We start from the raw sequence: 18,396 nt of genomic DNA, 5'->3' as shown, positions 1-18,396 counted from the left end.
GGTCAGGAGACGCGCTCGAAAACAGCTGCAATGCCCTGGCCGCCACCAATGCACATGGTGACCAGTGCGTAGCGGCCGCCGATGCGCTCCAGCTCGTACAGGGCCTTGACAGTGATCAGGGCACCAGTCGCGCCAATCGGGTGGCCCAGCGAAATGCCGGAACCATTCGGGTTGACCTTGGCCGGGTCCAGACCCAAATCGCGACTGACTGCGCAGGCCTGCGCAGCAAAAGCTTCATTGGCCTCAATCACGTCCAGATCGTTCACGGTCAAACCCGCCTTTTTCAGGGCCATCTGACTGGCCGGTACCGGGCCGATGCCCATGTATTTGGGGTCCACGCCAGCATGTGCGTAAGCCACCAGTCGGGCCAGTGGTTTCAAGCCACGCGCTTTGGCGGTGGCGGCTTCCATCAGCACCACCGCGGCGGCGGCGTCGTTGATGCCGGAGGCGTTGCCGGCCGTGACAGTGCCGTTTTCCTTGAGGAAGGCGGGCTTGAGTTTGACCAGGTCGGCCAGCGTGCAGTTGGGGCGATAGTGTTCGTCGGTGTCGAAGACCACGTCGCCCTTTCTGCTTTTGAGCACGACGGGCAGGATTTGGCTCTTGAAGTAGCCGGCTTCAATCGCGCGTTGCGCCCGGTTGTGGCTCTCTACCGCCAATGCGTCCTGATCAGCGCGCGTAATACCCCATTTGGCCGCAATGTTTTCGGCGGTGACCCCCATGTGGACGGTGTCAAACGGATCGTTCAGCGCACCGACCACCATGTCAACCATCTTGGTGTCGCCCATACGCGCACCCCAGCGCATATTCAGGCTGGCGTAGGGCGCACGGCTCATGCATTCGGCACCGCCACCAATCGCAATGTCACAGTCACCCAGCAAAATGCTCTGGCTGGCAGAAACGATGGCCTGCAGACCCGAGCCGCACAGGCGGTTGACGTTGAATGCCGGTGTGCCCTGCGCGCAACCGCCGTTGATGGCTGCTACGCGCGAGAGATACATGTCTTTGGGTTCGGTGTTGACGACATGGCCAAAAACCACATGGCCGACATCCTGGCCGTCTGTGTTCGCACGTTTGAGCGCCTCACGTACCACTTGCGCTGCCAGTTCGGTTGGGGCGATGTCTTTCAGGCTGCCGCCATAGGTACCAATAGCGCTGCGCACACCGCTGACGATTACGACTTCACGTGACATGGACGATCTCCGGTAGATAAACAAAAAGAATAGGCATATTGGTATGCCAACCGCCTTATCTTAGCCCTGCCGGTGATTCCCGAGCGGGTCATCCGGCGCTTGGCATTAAAAGTTGAGGTTGTAGGAATTTTCTGACAACGAGCTGGGCTGGCGCCCGATGGTCCTTTGGGGTTTACGCAGGCATATTCGAGTGAATTTTTTTTGACTTCACGGAAGTAACGCTACAGGCCATGCAACAGCTCAAGACTTACATCGTCGAAGACAACCCGGTCATCCGCGAGAGCCTGATCGTCACTCTGGAAGAGCTGGCACCTGTCAAGGTGGTGGGCACGGCCGTCGATGAATTCACGGCAGTGCAGTGGATGTCGCAGCCAGGCAATCATGCCGACTTGGTGATTGTTGATATTTTTCTGAAGGCCGGCTCCGGCCTGGGTGTGCTCAGGGCAGCGAGTGGCCTAACGCCGCGGCAGAGATTGGTGGTACTGAGTAACTATGCCACGGCGGATATTCGGCGCAAATGCCTTGAACTCGGTGCCGACCGGGTTTTTGACAAGTCCAATGAGATCGATGCGCTTATCGAGTACTGCGCTCAGCTGCCAGTGGATCCAGGTGACGGCAGCAGCCAACCGGGTCCCGGAACGTCGGCCTGACCATGCGGCTATTGGATCAAGCCGCTTTTCAACGCGTAATAGGTCAGGTCGCTGTTTGTTTCGAGTTTCATTTTTTCCATCACCCGGGTTCGGTAGGTGCTGACCGTCTTGACGCTTAGCGACATGCTGACCGCCATGTGGCCGATTGCCTCTCCCTTGGCCAGACGCAAAAAAACCTGTAACTCACGCTCCGACAGATTCTCATGAAGCGGCTTATCGGTTCCCCCGCTCAAACCGTCCGCCAGAAGCTCGGCAACACCCGCCGTGATGTACTTGCGCCCGCGATACACCGTGCGGATCGCTTTAACAATTTCTTCCGGGTCGCAGTCTTTGTTCAAGTAGCCACTGGCACCTTGGCGCAGCAAGGTGGTGGCGTAATGCTCTTCCGCAAAGCCACTCAGAATCAGTACCGGCAAATCGGGTGCACGAGCCCGGATGGCGATCAGTGCATCAACACCGCTTTGGTCCGGCATGGAGATGTCGAGCAGGATCACGTCGACCTCGCCTTTGCGCACGATGTCGAGCGCCCCTCGGCCATTGGCCGCTTCGGCGACCACGGCGAAGTCGATCTGGTCGGAAAAAAATTGGCGCAATCCGGCGCGGACCATCGCGTGGTCGTCAACAATGGCAATTCGAATCATGGTGTTTGGCAGCATTTTTTGTTGCATGATCCCACATTTTGGGGCGGGGGCTGAAGATGGATGTACTGAACGTTGCCAAACAAGGCAACTCTGTCCTGCTGCTGGCTGGTCTCGCCGCCGTGGTGTCGGTGATTATCAGTCTGTTGGCGCTCTTCATGTATTGGCGCCAGCGTTCAATGATTGATAAGCTGCGACAGGAGTTGCAACGCACCATTCAGGCCGGACGCGACCGACTCGAAACCGAGGTCTCGCTTCGCACGGTGCAACTGACCGAGTTGACCCACCATCTGCAGACTGCGCGAGAAGACGAGCGTCATCGCCTGGCGCGTAATTTGCACGATGATCTGGGTGCCTTGCTGACATCGGCCAAGCTTGATGCGGCCCGCATCAAATCGCGCTTGGCAGACAGGGCCCCCGAGGCCTTGGAACTGTTGGCACATCTGGTTAGCACACTCAACAGCGGCATTGCACTCGGGCGCAGCATCATTGAAGACTTGCGCCCGTCCGCACTGAGCAATCTGGGCCTGGTGGCGACGCTCGAAATTCTGACGCGTGAGTTTGCTGAAATCTCAGGTGTCGAAGTTCATTGCGAACTGGAGCCGGTAGAGCTTGAAGTCAGTGCCGAGCTGATGGTTTATCGTCTGGTGCAAGAGGCCATTACCAATATCACAAAGTATGCCCGGGCGCAGAATGTTTGGGTGCGCTTGGCCACAGACAATGGCCAGGTGGAAGTCTCGGTTCGTGACGATGGGGTTGGTTTTGATACCCGTGTGCAGCCGCGTTCTGCCTATGGCTTGGTGGGTATGCGTTTTCGGGTTGAGGCCGAAGGCGGAACCCTGGCCTTGGTATCGGCGCCGGGGCAGGGCACGTTGATTCAAGTGAAACTGACGCCAGTGCGCGAGCGGCACGACCGCAGAAACAACGCAAGGCCAAGCTGATCTGCGCCTCCAACAAGGCATTGTCAGTCCCGTCCTACGCAAATTGGCGTATCCACCCGACAAGGCCGCGGCGGGCTTGCCTATCGCCGTTACCTGCAATCAAGATCACACTTGATGCATGGCGCGACACAGTTTGCGGGCCTTTCGTTCGAATTATCCCAAGCGGTTGGCCGCTTTTCAAACCAGGAGTCTGGATATGCTGCATTACGCTGTTGTATTTTTTGTCATTGCCTTGATTGCTGCTTTATTCGGCTTTGGCGGCATTGCCGCCAGCGCCGTCAGCATCGGCAAAATTCTATTCATCGTGTTTGCGATCCTGGCTGTGGCCAGTTTCCTGTTTGGCCTGATCAAAAAACACTGACGCCGGGCTGGCATAGCTGGCCAGGCGAGCCGTCTGGATCGACGCTTGATCACCACAGTTTTCATTTAACCCCAGACTTCCCCTAAGGAACCTTCATGTTTAATAAAAAGGCCCCAGAGCCATCCAGCCTGACTGACCAGGCCGCCGAGTCGGCTACCCACGCCATCAAGTCAACCCAGCGTATGACCCATGAGGCGCTCGATAGCTTGGCCGGAAGTGTGCAGGACTTGCGTCAGCAAGCCAGCGCGTTGGCACATCGTGGTGTGGACGGTGTGCGCGACACGTCACAACAGTTGCGTGACAAGGCGCTGCGCGCCTCGGACAACACGCTGAACTACATCAAGGACGAACCCATCAAGTCGGTACTGATCGCCGCTGCGACCGGTGCTGCGCTGATGGCGCTGATCAGTATGATGGCAAGTTCGCGGGATCGACGCTAACTGCTTTTCATCAGGCGTGCGCGGCCCGGTAGCAGCCGCTGCCGCATAGCCGTCAATGCAGACTCCGCGCTGTCCGTGACGGTTCTGGTCATGCCTCCATTTCTCGATTCCGGAGCTTGACCGTCATGATTCACCCCCTGTTTCTCCTGATCGCGACCCGACCGCAATTGCTGGCGGACCACGCCGAGGCCTACGCCGAGCTGGTAGCCACGGAGCTTGGCCAAGTCTCGGCCGCCTGGAGGCGACGTGCGCTGTTCTACGCGGTGGCGTTGGCTTGCCTGGTAGCGGCTGCGGTGTTGGCGGGCGTGGCACTGATGATTTGGGCCGTTATTCCCGTGGCCACCATGCAAGCGCCGTGGGCCTTGGTTGTGGTGCCGTTGTTGCCGATGGCCGTGGCTGCAGGGTGTTTGCTGGCGGTCCGGTCGCGCGGCGATACCAGCGGTTTTGACAACATTCAACAGCAAATGAAAGCCGATCTGGCTATGTTGCGCGAAGTGAGCACGTCATGAGTGCTGCACCGCTGACTCCGTCCGAGCGGCTGACCCTGTCGCGCGAGCGATTGCGCCTTGCCCTGCGTGATATTTCAGCCCCGGCGGGCGGCGCCTCCAGTGCGCGCGCCAGCGCCGTTGGGCTGGCCTGGCTCGACAGCCTGAAATCAATTCCCGCTGCCGGTATCGTGATTGAGGCCGTGCGCAGTTGGTGGGCGCAACACCCGTGGCGTATCAGCAGTTTGCTGGTCGGCGAAGCCGTGAAAACTGTGGTGCAACCCATGGCGCAACGTCATCCGCTGGGGCTGGTCGTGGGGGCTTTGCTTTTGGGTGGTGTGCTGGCCCGGGCGCGCCCGTGGCGCCTTATCTTCACGTCGTCCCTCTTGGCCGGACTGTTGCCACAACTGTTGTCCAAGGCCGTGGCCCAGCTACCAACGCAGTCCTGGATGGCGGCGCTGACAGAATTGCTCAGACAGCCGCGTCAGCCACAGGAACCGGCCCAGGCGGCCGGCTTGTCGCCAACCCGACCTGATGCCCCGACGCGCTGATGGACGCGGCATGGTGCCGCGCCAGGAACGACCGTTATATGCGGCCCATTAACAGCAACACGATGATGATGATCACCACCAGTCCCAGTCCACCGCTGGGTCCGTAGCCCCAGTTCCGGCTGTGGGGCCAACTCGGAATGGCGCCTATCAGCATCAGGATCAGAACAATCAGCAGTATGGTTCCCAAGCTCATGAGCTTCTCCTTGAAGTGGTGAGTTGGCGAATTTAGTTGGCAGGTGCTGAAGCCGGTGGCGTCACGATGATCGTGGCACCGCTACCGGCCTTGCCAGTTGCACCAGTGTCGCCGGTTGTGCCAGTGTCACCGGTTGCGCCAGTGCTACCGGTTGCGCCAGTGCTACCGGTGCCGCCGGGGCTGCCGGTCTCGCCCTGCGGACCTGCGGGGCCGGGCACGGCCACGGGCGTTGCGGGGACAGTGACCACGGCGGGTCGGTCACAGGCGGCCAAACCTAGTGTGGCAAGCAGGGCTGAAATGAGCATCAAGCGTTTCATGAGAAATCCTTTGAAAGTTTTAGAAATATTGCGGTCGACTTGAAGAAGACGTCCGCAACCAGACCGGCACAACCTGGCTGTCGCGCTCAGCAGAATTCCAGCTTAAGCCTTTAGCCCGCGCGGTTCTGTGCGTTGGCGAACACACAAGCCATATTTTTATTTAGTCTGTTGCGTCTGCCTGTGTGCGTCATCGCACAGACGTTCAAGCAGCGCGGGGCAATACTGCCCCCGCGATGCACGGCGCCCAAACGATTGTGCAAAACAGCAGCGTGAGCGCCGGACGGAAGTCGGGCAATTACATCAATGGGTTTCTGGATAAATACGTAGGAAAACAAATGAAAAAATATGACAGCTATGCCAGAGTCTTGCCGTGGTTCATGGCATTATTTCTGAGCGTTTTGGTTGCGGCCTGTGGCGGCGGACGAGACCCGATTCTCGGCAGTCCGGCCTTGGGCTTGGGCGTGGTTTCCGTCTCGGTGACGCCTGCAACGGCCTCATTGCCGACAGGTGGTATCCAGCCATTGATGGCGACTGCGACCTACGTCGATGGGTCAACCCGTGATGTGACCGCAACCTCCAACTGGGCGTCAGGCACCCCCGGTGTGGCCACTGTCATGCAGGACAATGGCGTTGCCACCGGCGTCGCAAGTGGCACATCGGTCATATCGGTTGATTTTGGTGGCAAGTCCGGCTCAGCTAATTTGACAGTAACTTCCGCAACATTGATGTCGATGGCAGTGGCGCCTGCTGCGGCCTCCATACCTATTGGCAGTATCCAGGCATTGATTTCGACGGCCACCTATAGCGATGGGTCAACCCGGGACGTAACGGCCTACACCAACTGGACCTCAGGCACGCCCAGTGTGGCCACGGTCGTGCAGACCACTGGCGTCGTTACCGGCATCGCTAGCGGCGCATCTGTCATCACTGCCAATTTTGTTGGCAAAACCAGCTCGACCAACTTGACCGTGACTGCTGCAACGTTGGCTTCGATCGCAGTGACACCCGCATTGGCCACCGTACCCGTTGGCCTCACACAGCCCTTTGTTGCAACGGGCACTTACTCTGATGGCAGCATCGTCGATATCAGCCAGACGGTGGCTTGGACCTCAGCCAGTCCTTTGGTGGCGACAGTCCTGTCGAGCACCGGCGTCGCCACTGGCGTGTCAGCCGGTTCGGCACTGATCACTGCAACATCGGGCGGCAAGTCCGGCTCAGCCACCTTGACCGTGACGGCCGGAACGTTGGCTTCGATCGCAGTGACGCCGGCATTGGCTAGCGTACCAGTTGGCCTCACACAGTCCTTTGTTGCAACGGGCACTTACTCTGATGGCAGCATCGTCGATATCAGCAAGACCGCGGTCTGGACTTCAGCCAGTCCTCTGGTGGCGACAGTTCTGTCGAGCACTGGCGTTGCCACTGGCGTGTCAGCCGGTTCAGCACTGATCACGGCAACGTCTGGCGGCAAGTCCGGCTCGGCGACCTTGACCGTGATTGCCGGAACGTTGGCTTCGATCGAGGTGACACCTGCACCGGCCACGGTACATATTGGTTTCACCCAGCCGTTTGTTGCAAAGGGGACTTACTCTGATGGCAGCATCGTTGACATCAGCACGAGCGTGGCCTGGACCTCAGGTAGCCCGCTGGTGGCGACAGTTCTGTCGAGCACCGGCGTCGCCACTGGCGTGTCAGCCGGCTCAGCATTGATCACCGCAACGTCCGGCAGCAGTTCCGGTTCCGCAACCTTGACTGTGCTGGCTCCGCAAGGCCCTGCCGCGGTCAATCTTGGATCGGCCGGAAACTTTGTGGTCTTGGCAAAATCAGGAATCTCAACGACGGGAACCACCGCGATTGTTGGCGACATTGGCGTAAGTCCAATCGACTCCACTGCCATCACGGGATTTTCTTTGATCGCGGATCCCTCAAATGTTTTTTCAACATCGTTGTATGTGACTGGAAAGGTATACGCAGCCAACTATGCCGTGCCGACGCCTACCACCATGACCACAGCCATCAGTGACATGGAAACCGCGTTCGTCGACGCCGCCGGAAGAGCCACGCCCGATGCCACCGATTTGGGCGCAGGAAACATCAGCGGGCTGACACTCGTTCCTGGTCTTTACAAATGGGGTACCGGAGTTCAGGTGACAAGTGCCGGCGTTACGCTGTCGGGCGGCCCGAATGACGTCTGGATATTCCAGATTGCTCAAGACCTGACGGTGGACAACGGTGCCATTGTTACCCTGAGCGGTGGTGCCCAAGCCAAGAACGTTTTCTGGCAGGTGTCTGGACAAGCGACCCTGGGAACAACGGCTGACTTCAAGGGAAATCTTCTGAGTCAAACGCTGATTTCCTTGAACACCGGCGCAGTGGTGACCGGCAGGATGCTGGCACAGACCGAGGTCACGTTGAATGCCGCTCGCGTGACCAAGCCCTAGCTTTTTGAAGCAGAGACAACGGGCGTCGGAGTCATTTCAGTCGACCGTTGTTGTTCAACAAAAACAGAGTGAAAAAGTTTTAATTCCTTTTTGGAGAAAAGTATGAAATTAGCAAGAACCAAATTGGCAAGCGCCTCAGGCAAGCTGAGCTTGATTGCACTGGCCATCCTCGCCGGCCCGTTTGCATTGGCGGACGATTCAGGCTGGTACGCCGGCGCCAATGTGGGCCGGTCCAGCGCGACCATTGATGACGCGCGCATCACCAGTGGCCTGTTGGGCTCTGGCTTGACCACGACAGCGATTAGCGATGACAACCGTTCCAACGGCTACAAGATTTTTGGCGGCTACCAGTTCAATCAGAATTTCGCTGTTGAAGGCGGCTATTTCGATCTGGGCAATTTTGGCTTCAATGCCACCACGGTGCCAACTGGAACCTTGAGTGGCAACATCAAACTCAAAGGCCTCAATCTTGACCTCGTCGGTACCCTGCCCATTTCAGAGAAGTTTTCTGTCTTGGGCCGCATTGGCGTGAACTATGCCGATGCCGCCGATTCCTTCGCTGGAACCGGAGCGGTCAGTGTGCTCAACCCCAACCCCAGCAAGCGTGACACCAACCTCAAAGTGGGCGTGGGGCTGCAGTATGCCTTCACCGACGCACTGGCCATGCGAGCCGAGATTGAACGCTACCGCATCAATGATGCAGTGGGCAATAAGGGCGACATTGATCTGGTCTCGCTCGGCCTGATCTATCGCTTTGGTGCAAAGACACCAACGCCCGTGCCCGTTGCCTACGTTGCGCCACCGGTGGTTGCCCAAGCGGCGCCGCCGGTGGAGGTGGCGCCACCAGCACCCGTGCCAGTGGTCGTGCCGCCGCCGGCTCCAAAGAAGGTGTCCTTCTCGGCGGACTCTCTGTTTGACTTCGACAAGGCAAGCCTCAAGCCAGGCGGCCAGCAAGACCTGGACAAGCTTGCGGCGGAGCTCAAGAACACTCAATTTGACGTGATCTATGTCACCGGGCATACCGACCGGATTGGCTCGCATGCCTACAACCAGAAGCTCTCGGAGCGCCGCGCTCAGGCCGTCAAGGGCTACCTGATGACGTCGACCGGAATTGCAGGTGACAAGATTTTGACCAAAGGCGTCGACGGCGCTGAGCCGGTGACGAAGCCGGGCGAATGCCCGGGCACCAAAGTCACCAAAGCGCTGATTGCCTGTTTGCAGCCTGACCGCCGGGTCGAAGTGGAAGTTGTCGGAACACGCTAACGATGACTGTGGCGCGAGGCGACGACTCGATACCTCACGCTCTTTTGATCGTTAGCTCGCACTTGGGGCCATGCACAGACCCAAGTGTGCAATAGATTCTTTATTGTCGAGGTCCAATTTTCTGTTGTGCGGGGAGCTTTTCATGAACGCAAATATTATTCTCAAATCGCGCTGGAGCACCGCATCTTTCGGCGACACCGCTGACACTTCCCCGATGGAATTGTCGGCTCTGGGCGCGCATCTGGAACTATGCCAGAGATCGCATGGGCGCCTGTTTTTTCTGAAATGCGCGGCACAGACCATGCACGGTTTTGTGGTCGGGCGTTTTGTAACGACCTTGGTGGTGGTCGCCCTGTTGATTGGTGTCTTTTCAATGGTGTTGTAGGCGATGGCGCAAGGTGAATTGCAGCGCCTGTTGCCGCAGGCTCCACGGGCGCTGTGCGAAATGCTGGACGGCGCGCGCGGCTCGGTGCAGCCTCCGATCCGCTCCGAGATATTCGGGCTGCAGCGTTTTGCCCAGCACGGCCGCAGTCTTGGCGCCACCCATCGTGCCGCCAGGGCTGGCAGGCGTGCGCCGACTTTTTTTCCACGTCTGCGCAGCAATATTCAAGCGCTGCGCGAGGCGCATCTTTACATCGGTCAACAAGCGAGCAGCGGTTACGACATCAGCCCGGCGGCTGAGTGGCTGCTCGACAACTTTCACCTGATCGAAGCGCAGCTCAGGGAAATTCACGAGGGACTGCCGCGCAGTTACTTTCGCACCCTGCCCATGTTGCTGGACGAGCCCTTGGCCGGATTGCCACGGGTTTACGGTGTCGCCTGGGCCTTCGTAGCCCACACCGATGGCGCGTTCGACGAAGAATTGCTGATGCAATTTTTGAGCGCCTACCAGGAAACCCGTGAACTGAACCTGAGTGAGATGTGGGCGCTGCCTACCACCTTGCGGGTAGTGCTGATTGAAAACCTGCGTCGCCTGGCCGAGCGTGTGGCCACGAACAAGGCAGCTCGCGGGGTCGCCAATCTGTGCTGCGATCACATAGATGCCTATAGCGTGCCGGTGCTTGACCAGTTGTTAAGGCTGCTGGATCAGCGCGGCGTGGGCCGTGTCTTTCTGGTGCAGATGGCACAGCGTCTGCAGGGTCGCCGCACCACGGGTGATGCCAGCTATCCGGTCGAATTGCACGACTGGCTGCACAACGCGCTGCCGGATCTGGCAGCGATGCAGATGCAGCAAAGCGCCGACCAGGCCGCTGACAACCTGAGTGTGAGCAATGCCGTCACGTCGCTGCGCGCCATCGGCGCCGCGGATTGGCCCGAAATTGTCGCCCGTACCAGTCCGCTCATGCGGCTGATGCTCACCTCACTGATGTTCGAAGCGGAGCAGGCCGTCACGCGCGACCAGACGCTGCATGGCATTGAGCGCTTGGCCAGGCGCAGTGGTCGCAGTGAATTATCGGTGGCGCAAACACTGCTCGATCTGATGCATGCCGCAGAGGGCGCCAACAGCACCACCGCAGCGGCCAGCCACTGGCTGCGCGGTGCAGGCTGTCCCGCGCTGCTGCAAGCGCTGGGCTTGCATGAGCATGCGGCATTTTTCTGGCGCGCCGTTGCGCGCCGCGTGACCGTACCCGTTTATCTGGGCACGCTGCTGCTAGGTACCTTGAGCCTGGTGGCGTGGCTGTTGCTGCGCCACGGCGCCGATTTGACTGGTGCCGGTGCTCCCCCGTGGTTGACCCTGCTGGGCGCGGCGCTGATGATGTTGCCGGCGTCCGAGGCGGTGGTCGCGGTGATCAACCGGCTGATCAGCGAATCGGCCCGGCCTCAGCATCTGCCCCGCCTGGCCTTGGGCGAGGGCATACCGCCAGAGCACCGAGTGATGGTGGTGATCCCGGGCATGCTGACCGGCACCGCGTCAACGCGCGACCTGGTGTACCGGTTGCAAATGCATTACCTTGCCAACCCGGAGCGTCACGCCCAGTTTGCACTGCTGACCGACTGGGCCGATGCCGATACGGCGCAGCTGGCGTCTGATGACGCCTTGCTGGCAAGCGCAACGCAGCAGGTCCGCGAACTCAACGCGCGCTATCCCAACGAGGCGCAGGCGACTGACGCTGCGCCGCGTTTCATCGTACTGCACCGGGAGCGCCGTTTCAGCGAGACCGAGCAGCGCTGGATTGGTTGGGAACGCAAGCGCGGCAAGCTCGAACTGCTCGTGGCCGCATTGGCAGATGGCTCGGCCGCCGCGTTCCTGGACTTGGGTGCTGAGTCACGCATTGCCGCTGACACACAGTACATCGTGACGCTCGACAGCGACACCCAGTTGCCGCCCGGTCGGCTGCGCGAACTGGTGGGTGTGGCCGCGCACCCCCATAACCAGCCGCGGTTTGACGCGAGCGGGCGCGTGGTGGTGGGCGGCTACGGCATCTTGCAACCGCGCGTGGTGACGCCACTGCCTGCAACCAGGAACTTCACGCTCTATCATTGGCTGTTTGCCGGGCAGTGCGGTATTGACCCCTACAGTGCAGCGAGTTCGGAGGTCTATCAGGACCTGTTCGGCGAAGGTACCTTTACCGGCAAGGGTCTGCTCAATGTGCGGGCGATGCACACGGTGCTGTCCGGTCGCCTGCCAGATGGCCAGGTGCTGAGCCACGATTTGCTCGAAGGATCCATGGCACGCTGCGCAGCGGTGACCGACATCACGGTGATTGAGGACGCACCGTTTCATGCCGATGTGGCGGCCTCGCGTGTGCACCGCTGGACGCGCGGCGACTGGCAGTTGTTGCCGTTCCTGCTAAGCCCCAGGGGCTATCGCTTTCGCGTCATTAACCGCTGGAAAATGGTCGACAACCTGCGCCGATCGATCGTGGCACCCATGTCCTTGGTGTTGCTGCTGCTGGCGCTGGGTGGCTTTGTGGTGTCGCCGTGGGCTGCTTTGGCGCTGGTGATGGCGGCCTTTTCAGCCGGGCCGCTGCTGGGTGCGGTGGCCGGCTTTGCCCCCAGTCGCGACGATGTTGCCAAACGCCACTTCTACCGTCTGGCTGCCATGGACCTGGCACGTGCTTTGTGGGGCGGCTTGTGGCATCTGGCCTTGTTGCTGCAGCAGGCGCTGATGGCGGTGGACGCCCTCGTGCGCGCGCTCTACCGCATGACCATCAGCCACCGCCACCTGCTGCAATGGACCACGGCCGCAACCGCGCAGGCGCAGGCAAGGACCGACCTGAAATCGCTCGCGCGGGCCCATTGGAGCTTGCCCGTGGTGGCGCTGTTGCTGCTCGCTGCTCTGCTCGCCCGCGCCACACCTTACCCGCTGCTGTCGCTGATGCTGTGCCTGTTGTGGGCCGCGTCGCCGGTATGGATCTGGTGGGTCAGCCGGCCGCGCCCGGCCGGCAGAGATGCGGCGTTGCCGCCGCAGGATCAAGCCTATCTGCAAGGCATCGCGCGCGACACCTGGCGCTTTTTTGAGCGCTGCGTCGTCGCCGAGGACAACCACCTGCCGCCCGACAACTTGCAGACCATGCCACACGACATGGTGGCGCACCGAACCTCACCCACCAATATTGGTCTGTACCTGCTGAGCGTGGCTTGCGCCCGGCAGTTCGGCTGGATCGGAACGCAGGAGTTGTTGGCCAGGATGGAGGCGACGATGACCACGCTGCTCACCCTGCAGCGCCACCGCGGCCACTTTCTGAACTGGTACGACACGCAAACGCGCTCGCCACTACTGCCCATGTATGTGTCCAGCGTGGACAGCGGCAACCTCAGCGGCCACCTGCTGGCGGTGGCCCAAGCCTGCCTGGAGCTGGCGGGCGCACCCCATGACAGTGGCGCGGCGCAGCTTGCCATCGAAGCGTCAAGGCAACGACTCGCATCGCTGCTGGCGATGCGGTCCACACTGACGCCAGCGAGGCGCGCCGAACTGAGGTGGTGCCTGGCTGATCACCGTGCCACACAACGCTCGGCAGCACTGGACGCGCAGGCGCTGGGCCCGCAAGGCGACACCGAGGCAGCCCGGCGTTTGCTGGCGCTGGCGGTTGCGTGCGAGCAACTGGCGGGGGAGGCGGACTTCAGCTTTCTTTACCACCGCAAGCGGCATCTGCTTCACATCGGCTATCGGGTCGCGGAGCAGGAGCTCGATGCAAGTTTTTATGATTTGCTGGCGTCGGAGTCGCGGCTGACCAGTCTGCTGGCCGTCGCCAAGGGTGATGTACCGGTGAGCCATTGGGCCTCCCTGGGGCGGCTGTTCTACGCCGTTGGTGCGGACGCGGGCTTGCGTTCGTGGTCGGGTTCGATGTTCGAATACCTGATGCCCACCCTGGTGCTCGACGAGCCGCATGGCAGCGTGTTGTGTCAGGCCTGCCATGCAGCGCTTCGAGAGCAAATCGACTTCGCTCAGGCGCAGAACGTGCCCTGGGGCATTTCGGAGTCCGCCTATGCCGGCAGCGACTACACACTGGCCTACCAGTACGCGCCACAAGGGGTGCCGAGACTGGCACTGCGGCGCACACCGATTGACGAGCTGGTGATCGCGCCTTACGCCACGGCCCTGGCAGCGCAAATCGCACCTCACCGCGCCTCTGCCAATTTTGCGGCGCTGGAAAAGCTGGCGGCACGTGCACGCTACGGTTTTATTGAAGCCCTTGACTTTTCCCCCGCGCGGCAAGCCGATGGCGAGCTCGTCACGCCAGTGAGCACCTTCATGTCGCATCACCAGGGCATGAGTATTGTGGCGCTGGCCAACGTGCTGCTGGGTGGCCCGGCGCAGCGCTGGGGCATGGCCAATGCACCCATCGAGGCGGTGGCCTCCTTGCTCCACGAGCGCGTGCCGCGCGAGGTGTCGATGCTGTATGCGCCGCCCTCGGGTCCACCACTGCAGCCGCTGGAGCGCAGGCGCGCGCCGGGGCTCCTGCGTGACGTGTTGCCGGGCTCGACCGCGCTGCAGCCCACGCATGTCTTGTCGAATGGACGCTACAGCGTGTCGCTGCGCGCCAACGGCGCTGGCTGGAGCCGTTGGGGTCAGGCCGGTATCACACGCTGGCGTGACGATGCGCTACGCGACGCTCATGGCAGCTTCTTTTACTTGCGCTGGCTGGATCTGGCGCGCGGGACCGGGCCACAGCGGCCGGTGTCCATCACCCAGCACCCGGCACCCGATCCGGCCGCGCACTATCGCAGCGTCTACCACACCGACCGCGTGTGCTTCGATGCAACATGGTCCGAGTTGGAGGCCCACATCACGGTCTGGGTCAGCCCGGAAGACGACATCGAGTTCCGTCAGGTCGAACTGCGCAACCTCAGCGATCAAAGCATCGACCTCGAACTGATGTCGGCCTTCGACGTCACGCTGTCCGATCCGCGCGCCGATGAAGCTCACCCCGCGTTCACGAACCTGTTCGTGCGTGCCCAGTGGCAGGCTGGGCACCAGGCGTTGCTGTTCGAGCGCAAGCCCCGTCTGCCCACTGAGCAGGGATTGCAGGCCGCGCACTTTCTCGCCGCCAGCGACCCGCAAGTGCAGGGCGTGCGCGTCCAGACCGACCGGCAACGCTGGCTCGGCCGTAACCAGAGTGCGAGTCAGGCGCTGGCCTCGTTCGATGCCTTGCCGCAGGCCTCGTCCGATCAGGCGGTCGAGCTCGACACCGGCCTCGACCCGGTCTGCGCCCTGTCCGTGCAGCTTCGCATTGCGCCCCACGGCAAGGCGCGCCTGACCTTCGCCACGGCGGCGTCCGACAATGGCGGCACCTTGCGCGCCGTGATCGACAAATATGTGCAACCCAGCCATATTGAACGCGCCTCACTGATGTCGGCCACGCTGAGCAGCATTCGTTTACGTGCCCTTCGTATCAGCGCTGAGAACTTCGCGGCCATCCAGACCCTGACGACCGCGTTGGTGTTCAGCTTGACGCGCGCGCAGGCCGAAGTAGTCCGCTTTGACGGCGCGGCGATCGAGGTTTGTGACCGGCGACTGCTGTGGCGCTTTGGCATCTCGGGCGATCGTCCTATCGTCCTGGTGTCGGCCGGCGTGATGCAGGGCCAGGGCTTGCTGCGTTCGCTGGCCCAGGCCCTGAGCCTCTGGTCTTGGGGCGGCATCGGTTGTGACCTGGTGGTGGTGAACACCGAGCCGGCCTCGTACCTGATGGCGTTGCAGCGCGAGATCGTGGCGCTGCGCGAGCGCTACGTGAGTGACAGCGGTGAAAATTCGACCCGAACCGGTCCCTGGGCCACGGGGTTCTACGTGCTGCGCGGGGACGAGCTCGCACCGGAAGAACTGAGCACCTTGCGAGCTTGCGCGCGCGTGCGCCTGCATGCCGACGGTCGCCCGCTGGTGAATCACGTGCAGGAATGGGTAGAGATGCATGAGCAAGCCTTCGAGCAGCGCCATGACACCTCAACTTTCGCCGTCGCCGTCGCCTCGACGCCTGTTACCGACGTAGCCGCATCGGTGGGCGGGTTTGATGCGGCTTCGGGCGAGTTCCGTTTCGACGTCAGCGCCCGGTTGCGCCCGGTGCGACCCTGGATCAATGTGCTGTCCAGCCCGACCTTTGGCGCCCAGATTTCGGAGTCGGGTGGCGGCTACACCTGGGCGGTGAATAGCCGTTTGAACCAGCTCACGGCCTGGTCGAACGATCCGGTGGCCGATCCGCCGGCCGAGTGGTTCTTGCTGCAGGATCTCAATACCCGGCAGGTCTGGAGCGTGGCGCCCAGTGCCTGGGGTGACGAGCGCGTGGCCTACCAGGTGTCGCATGGGCAGGGCTACAGCCGCATCAGCCATCAGCAGGGCGACCTGGCGGTGAGCGCGTCATGGTGTGTCGATGCGCAGACGTCCGTCAAGCAAGTGCAGCTCGACATCGTCAACCACGGCCACCAGACACTGCATCTGCGTGTGATCGGCATCGCCGAGTGGATGATGGGTGCGAATCGATCCGATCGCAGCACCGTGCGCACGGCGCTGTACCGCCAGCGCCTGCCAGGGCAAAAGCTGACCGCGCTGCTTTGCACGCAGCCGGAGCGTTCAGCCGGCTTCGGCGACGGCACGGCATTCTTCGGTCTGGCCAGCGCCGCCGACGAGGCTGAAGACTGGACCTGCGATCGGCGCGAGCTTTTTGACGCGCGTGGCCGCCTGGTGCTGCCCGACTATTTCGGCTTGACCCAGGGTGACGGTCTTGACCCCTGCGCAGCGCTATCGACGCGTGTGCTGCTGGGCGCTGGTGAATCGGCGCAACGCGTGTTCCTGCTGGGCTACGGCGACAACCCAGATGCCGCCCGGCGGATCGCCACCCGGGCCGCAGCGATGCCTGCCGCGCAGCGCATGGAGCAGGTGCGCAGCACTTGGGATGAATTGCTGGGTGCCACCACGGTGAAGACGCCCGATCCCCTCTTTGATGCGATGGTGAACCGCTGGCTGCTGTACCAGTCGGTCACGTGCCGCTTGTGGGCCAAGGCTGGCTTTTACCAGGCCGGGGGCGCCACCGGTTTTCGCGACCAGTTGCAGGACGCGATGGCGCTGGCCTGGGCAAGCCCCGAGACGCTGCGCCAGCAGATCGTGCTGGCCGCGTCACGTCAATTCCCTGAGGGCGACGTGCAGCACTGGTGGCATGCCCCGCTGGGTGCTGGCGTGCGCACCCATTTCTCCGACGACCTGTTGTGGCTGCCCCATGCGACCCAGCACTACCTGCGCGCGACCGGCGACGCTGCGCTGCTCGATGAGAGCGTCCCGTTTCTCGAAGGGGCGGCTATTCCTGTGGGCGCCGAAGACGCCTACTACACGCCAACGGTCAGCAGCGAGCAAGCGTCGGTCTACGAGCATGGCGCCCGGGCGATTGATCGCAGCCTGGCGGTGGGCGCACACGGCTTGCCCTTGATGGGCAGCGGTGACTGGAACGACGGGATGAACCGTGTCGGCATCGAGGGCCGTGGCGAGTCGGTCTGGCTGGGTTGGTTTCTGTGTCAGGTAGTGGCCGACTTCGCGCCCTTGGCGCGAGCGCGTGCTGACGAGGCGCGGGCGCTGCGCTGGGAACTTGCTGCCCAAGGTTGGAAATCGGCGCTTAATGGCATCGCCTGGGACGGGCAATGGTTCAAACGCGCCTTCTTTGACAACGGCCAGGCACTCGGTTCACAGGCTAATCCCGAAGCGCGCATCGACCTGATCGCACAAGCCTGGGCGGTGCTGTCCAAGGCCGCCGAGCCCGACTTGCAGCGCCAGGCGCTGGCGGCGCTGGATGCGTATCTGGTGGACCCAGAGGCGGGGCTGATCAAGTTGCTTGACCCGCCATTGGTGCACGCCGTGCCGAGCGCGGGCTACATTCAGGCTTACCCGCCGGGCGTGCGCGAAAACGGCGGCCAGTATTCGCACGCGGGCGTCTGGGCGCTGATGGCGCAGGCTGAAATGGCGAAAAGCCAACCGGAAGCGCGCGAGGGCCTTGACACCCCCTACCGCTACTTCACCTACCTGAGCCCGGCCCACCGCGCCAGCCACCCGGTGCGCGGCCCGGTGTACGGCATCGAGCCCTATGTGATGGCCGGTGACGTGTACAGCCAGCCGCCTTATGTCGGGCGTGGTGGCTGGAGCTGGTACACGGGTGCTGCGGCCTGGCTGCATCGTGCCGCCATCGAGTCGATTTTTGGCTTGCAGCAAGGGCCCCAGGATTTGATTTTCACACCTTGCCTGCCTTCCGATTGGCAACAGGCCGAGCTGACGCTGGTTCGCGACGGCCGCTCCATGCGCTTCATCCTGGTACGTGCCAGCGCTCGCGTCGCGCTGGAAATGACGGCGTCAATGTGCGCGCCCTTGGTGGCACAACTGCTGCACCCCGGCCAGCCGCTGCCCTGGACCGGACTGGCCCCGCACAGCTGCTTTGTGGTCCCCTTGCTGCCGCAAGAGTGGGAACCGCACAGGGCAGCCAGTGCCTTGGCAGCCCCATCGACTTGAACAGCT

At 61.8% G+C, this 18,396-nt stretch carries 14 protein-coding genes; 10 read left to right on the top strand and 4 right to left on the bottom strand.

The genetic code is table 11. The annotated features are described in order from the left end of the window. Positions 1 to 2 precede the first annotated feature (2 nt). Positions 3 to 1,190: a beta-ketothiolase BktB gene (gene bktB / locus WA157_RS03100; protein ID WP_422619560.1), complete on the bottom strand. Its 1,188-nt coding sequence runs from the start codon at positions 1,188 to 1,190 to the stop codon at positions 3 to 5. Between the two features lie 230 nt (positions 1,191 to 1,420). On the opposite strand from bktB, the gene WA157_RS03095 reads away from it, so the two are divergent. Continuing rightward, a complete protein-coding gene (locus WA157_RS03095) occupies positions 1,421 to 1,840 on the top strand; it encodes a response regulator transcription factor (RefSeq protein WP_422619559.1) in 420 nt (139 codons plus the stop codon). An 8-nt stretch (positions 1,841 to 1,848) separates the two neighbouring features. On the opposite strand, the gene WA157_RS03090 is transcribed toward WA157_RS03095, so the two are convergent. Beyond that, complete coding sequence (locus tag WA157_RS03090) at positions 1,849 to 2,481, bottom strand: response regulator (protein ID WP_422619602.1); 633 nt, start codon at positions 2,479 to 2,481, stop codon at positions 1,849 to 1,851. 56 nt (positions 2,482 to 2,537) lie between these two features. On the opposite strand from WA157_RS03090, the gene WA157_RS03085 reads away from it, so the two are divergent. The 5 genes from WA157_RS03085 (at position 2,538) to WA157_RS03065 (ending at position 5,256) form a co-directional block, all read left to right on the top strand. After that, positions 2,538 to 3,419 carry a sensor histidine kinase gene (locus WA157_RS03085; RefSeq protein WP_422619558.1) on the top strand — a complete coding sequence of 294 codons (882 nt, stop codon included), beginning with the start codon at positions 2,538 to 2,540 and terminating at the stop codon, positions 3,417 to 3,419. Positions 3,420 to 3,615: 196 nt separating this feature from the next. After that, a complete protein-coding gene (locus WA157_RS03080; RefSeq protein ID WP_422619557.1) occupies positions 3,616 to 3,780 on the top strand; it encodes a DUF1328 domain-containing protein in 165 nt (54 codons plus the stop codon). Between the two features lie 95 nt (positions 3,781 to 3,875). Further along, positions 3,876 to 4,220, top strand: coding sequence for a hypothetical protein (locus WA157_RS03075; protein WP_422619556.1), 345 nt, complete (start codon positions 3,876 to 3,878; stop codon positions 4,218 to 4,220). Between the two features lie 125 nt (positions 4,221 to 4,345). Continuing rightward, positions 4,346 to 4,729 carry a hypothetical protein gene (locus WA157_RS03070; RefSeq protein ID WP_422619555.1) on the top strand — a complete coding sequence of 128 codons (384 nt, stop codon included), beginning with the start codon at positions 4,346 to 4,348 and terminating at the stop codon, positions 4,727 to 4,729. Then, a complete protein-coding gene (locus tag WA157_RS03065; protein ID WP_422619554.1) occupies positions 4,726 to 5,256 on the top strand; it encodes a hypothetical protein in 531 nt (176 codons plus the stop codon). The genes WA157_RS03070 and WA157_RS03065 overlap by 4 nt, the downstream gene beginning before the upstream one ends. A 34-nt stretch (positions 5,257 to 5,290) precedes the next feature. On the opposite strand, the gene WA157_RS03060 is transcribed toward WA157_RS03065, so the two are convergent. Further along, entirely contained in the window at positions 5,291 to 5,449 is a 159-nt protein-coding gene (locus WA157_RS03060; protein WP_011464173.1) for a DUF3309 family protein, read from the bottom strand. Between the two features lie 32 nt (positions 5,450 to 5,481). Then, the gene (locus tag WA157_RS03055) at positions 5,482 to 5,766 is read right to left on the bottom strand and encodes a hypothetical protein (RefSeq protein ID WP_422619553.1); all 285 of its coding nucleotides are present in this window, start codon (positions 5,764 to 5,766) and stop codon (positions 5,482 to 5,484) included. 335 nt (positions 5,767 to 6,101) lie between these two features. Between WA157_RS03055 and WA157_RS03050 the strand changes: the two genes are divergently transcribed. From WA157_RS03050 to WA157_RS03035, 4 genes are all read left to right on the top strand, one after another. Further along, on the top strand, positions 6,102 to 8,204 hold the full coding sequence (locus WA157_RS03050) for an ice-binding family protein (protein WP_422619552.1): 2,103 nt from the start codon (positions 6,102 to 6,104) through the stop codon (positions 8,202 to 8,204). Positions 8,205 to 8,306: 102 nt separating this feature from the next. After that, a complete protein-coding gene (locus WA157_RS03045; protein ID WP_422619551.1) occupies positions 8,307 to 9,467 on the top strand; it encodes an outer membrane beta-barrel protein in 1,161 nt (386 codons plus the stop codon). A 142-nt stretch (positions 9,468 to 9,609) separates the two neighbouring features. After that, positions 9,610 to 9,852, top strand: a complete 243-nt coding sequence (locus WA157_RS03040) for a hypothetical protein (RefSeq protein WP_422619550.1) — start codon at positions 9,610 to 9,612, stop codon at positions 9,850 to 9,852. Between the two features lie 3 nt (positions 9,853 to 9,855). Then, positions 9,856 to 18,390, top strand: a complete 8,535-nt coding sequence (locus WA157_RS03035; RefSeq protein ID WP_422619549.1) for a GH36-type glycosyl hydrolase domain-containing protein — start codon at positions 9,856 to 9,858, stop codon at positions 18,388 to 18,390. Positions 18,391 to 18,396: the final 6 nt, after the last annotated feature.

The sequence above is a fragment of the Rhodoferax ferrireducens genome (assembly GCF_049302455.1).
GTDB classification, from domain to species: Bacteria; Pseudomonadota; Gammaproteobacteria; order Burkholderiales; family Burkholderiaceae_C; genus Rhodoferax; species Rhodoferax ferrireducens_B.
Note: the sequence above shows the minus strand (reverse complement) of the source record. Positions and strands in the feature narration are given on the sequence as shown.

What these genes read in the sequence shown, in the direction of transcription:
- WA157_RS03045 (WP_422619551.1), top strand. Translation starts at nt 8,307, where the DNA reads ATGAAATTAGCAAGAACCAAATTGGCAAGCGCCTCAGGCAAGCTGAGC.
- WA157_RS03095 (WP_422619559.1), top strand. Translation starts at nt 1,421, where the DNA reads ATGCAACAGCTCAAGACTTACATCGTCGAAGACAACCCGGTCATCCGC.
- WA157_RS03050 (WP_422619552.1), top strand. Translation starts at nt 6,102, where the DNA reads ATGAAAAAATATGACAGCTATGCCAGAGTCTTGCCGTGGTTCATGGCA.
- WA157_RS03070 (WP_422619555.1), top strand. Translation starts at nt 4,346, where the DNA reads ATGATTCACCCCCTGTTTCTCCTGATCGCGACCCGACCGCAATTGCTG.
- bktB (WP_422619560.1), bottom strand. Translation starts at nt 1,190, where the DNA reads ATGTCACGTGAAGTCGTAATCGTCAGCGGTGTGCGCAGCGCTATTGGT.
- WA157_RS03065 (WP_422619554.1), top strand. Translation starts at nt 4,726, where the DNA reads ATGAGTGCTGCACCGCTGACTCCGTCCGAGCGGCTGACCCTGTCGCGC.
- WA157_RS03040 (WP_422619550.1), top strand. Translation starts at nt 9,610, where the DNA reads ATGAACGCAAATATTATTCTCAAATCGCGCTGGAGCACCGCATCTTTC.
- WA157_RS03060 (WP_011464173.1), bottom strand. Translation starts at nt 5,449, where the DNA reads ATGAGCTTGGGAACCATACTGCTGATTGTTCTGATCCTGATGCTGATA.
- WA157_RS03085 (WP_422619558.1), top strand. Translation starts at nt 2,538, where the DNA reads ATGGATGTACTGAACGTTGCCAAACAAGGCAACTCTGTCCTGCTGCTG.
- WA157_RS03080 (WP_422619557.1), top strand. Translation starts at nt 3,616, where the DNA reads ATGCTGCATTACGCTGTTGTATTTTTTGTCATTGCCTTGATTGCTGCT.
- WA157_RS03035 (WP_422619549.1), top strand. Translation starts at nt 9,856, where the DNA reads ATGGCGCAAGGTGAATTGCAGCGCCTGTTGCCGCAGGCTCCACGGGCG.
- WA157_RS03055 (WP_422619553.1), bottom strand. Translation starts at nt 5,766, where the DNA reads ATGAAACGCTTGATGCTCATTTCAGCCCTGCTTGCCACACTAGGTTTG.
- WA157_RS03090 (WP_422619602.1), bottom strand. Translation starts at nt 2,481, where the DNA reads ATGATTCGAATTGCCATTGTTGACGACCACGCGATGGTCCGCGCCGGA.
- WA157_RS03075 (WP_422619556.1), top strand. Translation starts at nt 3,876, where the DNA reads ATGTTTAATAAAAAGGCCCCAGAGCCATCCAGCCTGACTGACCAGGCC.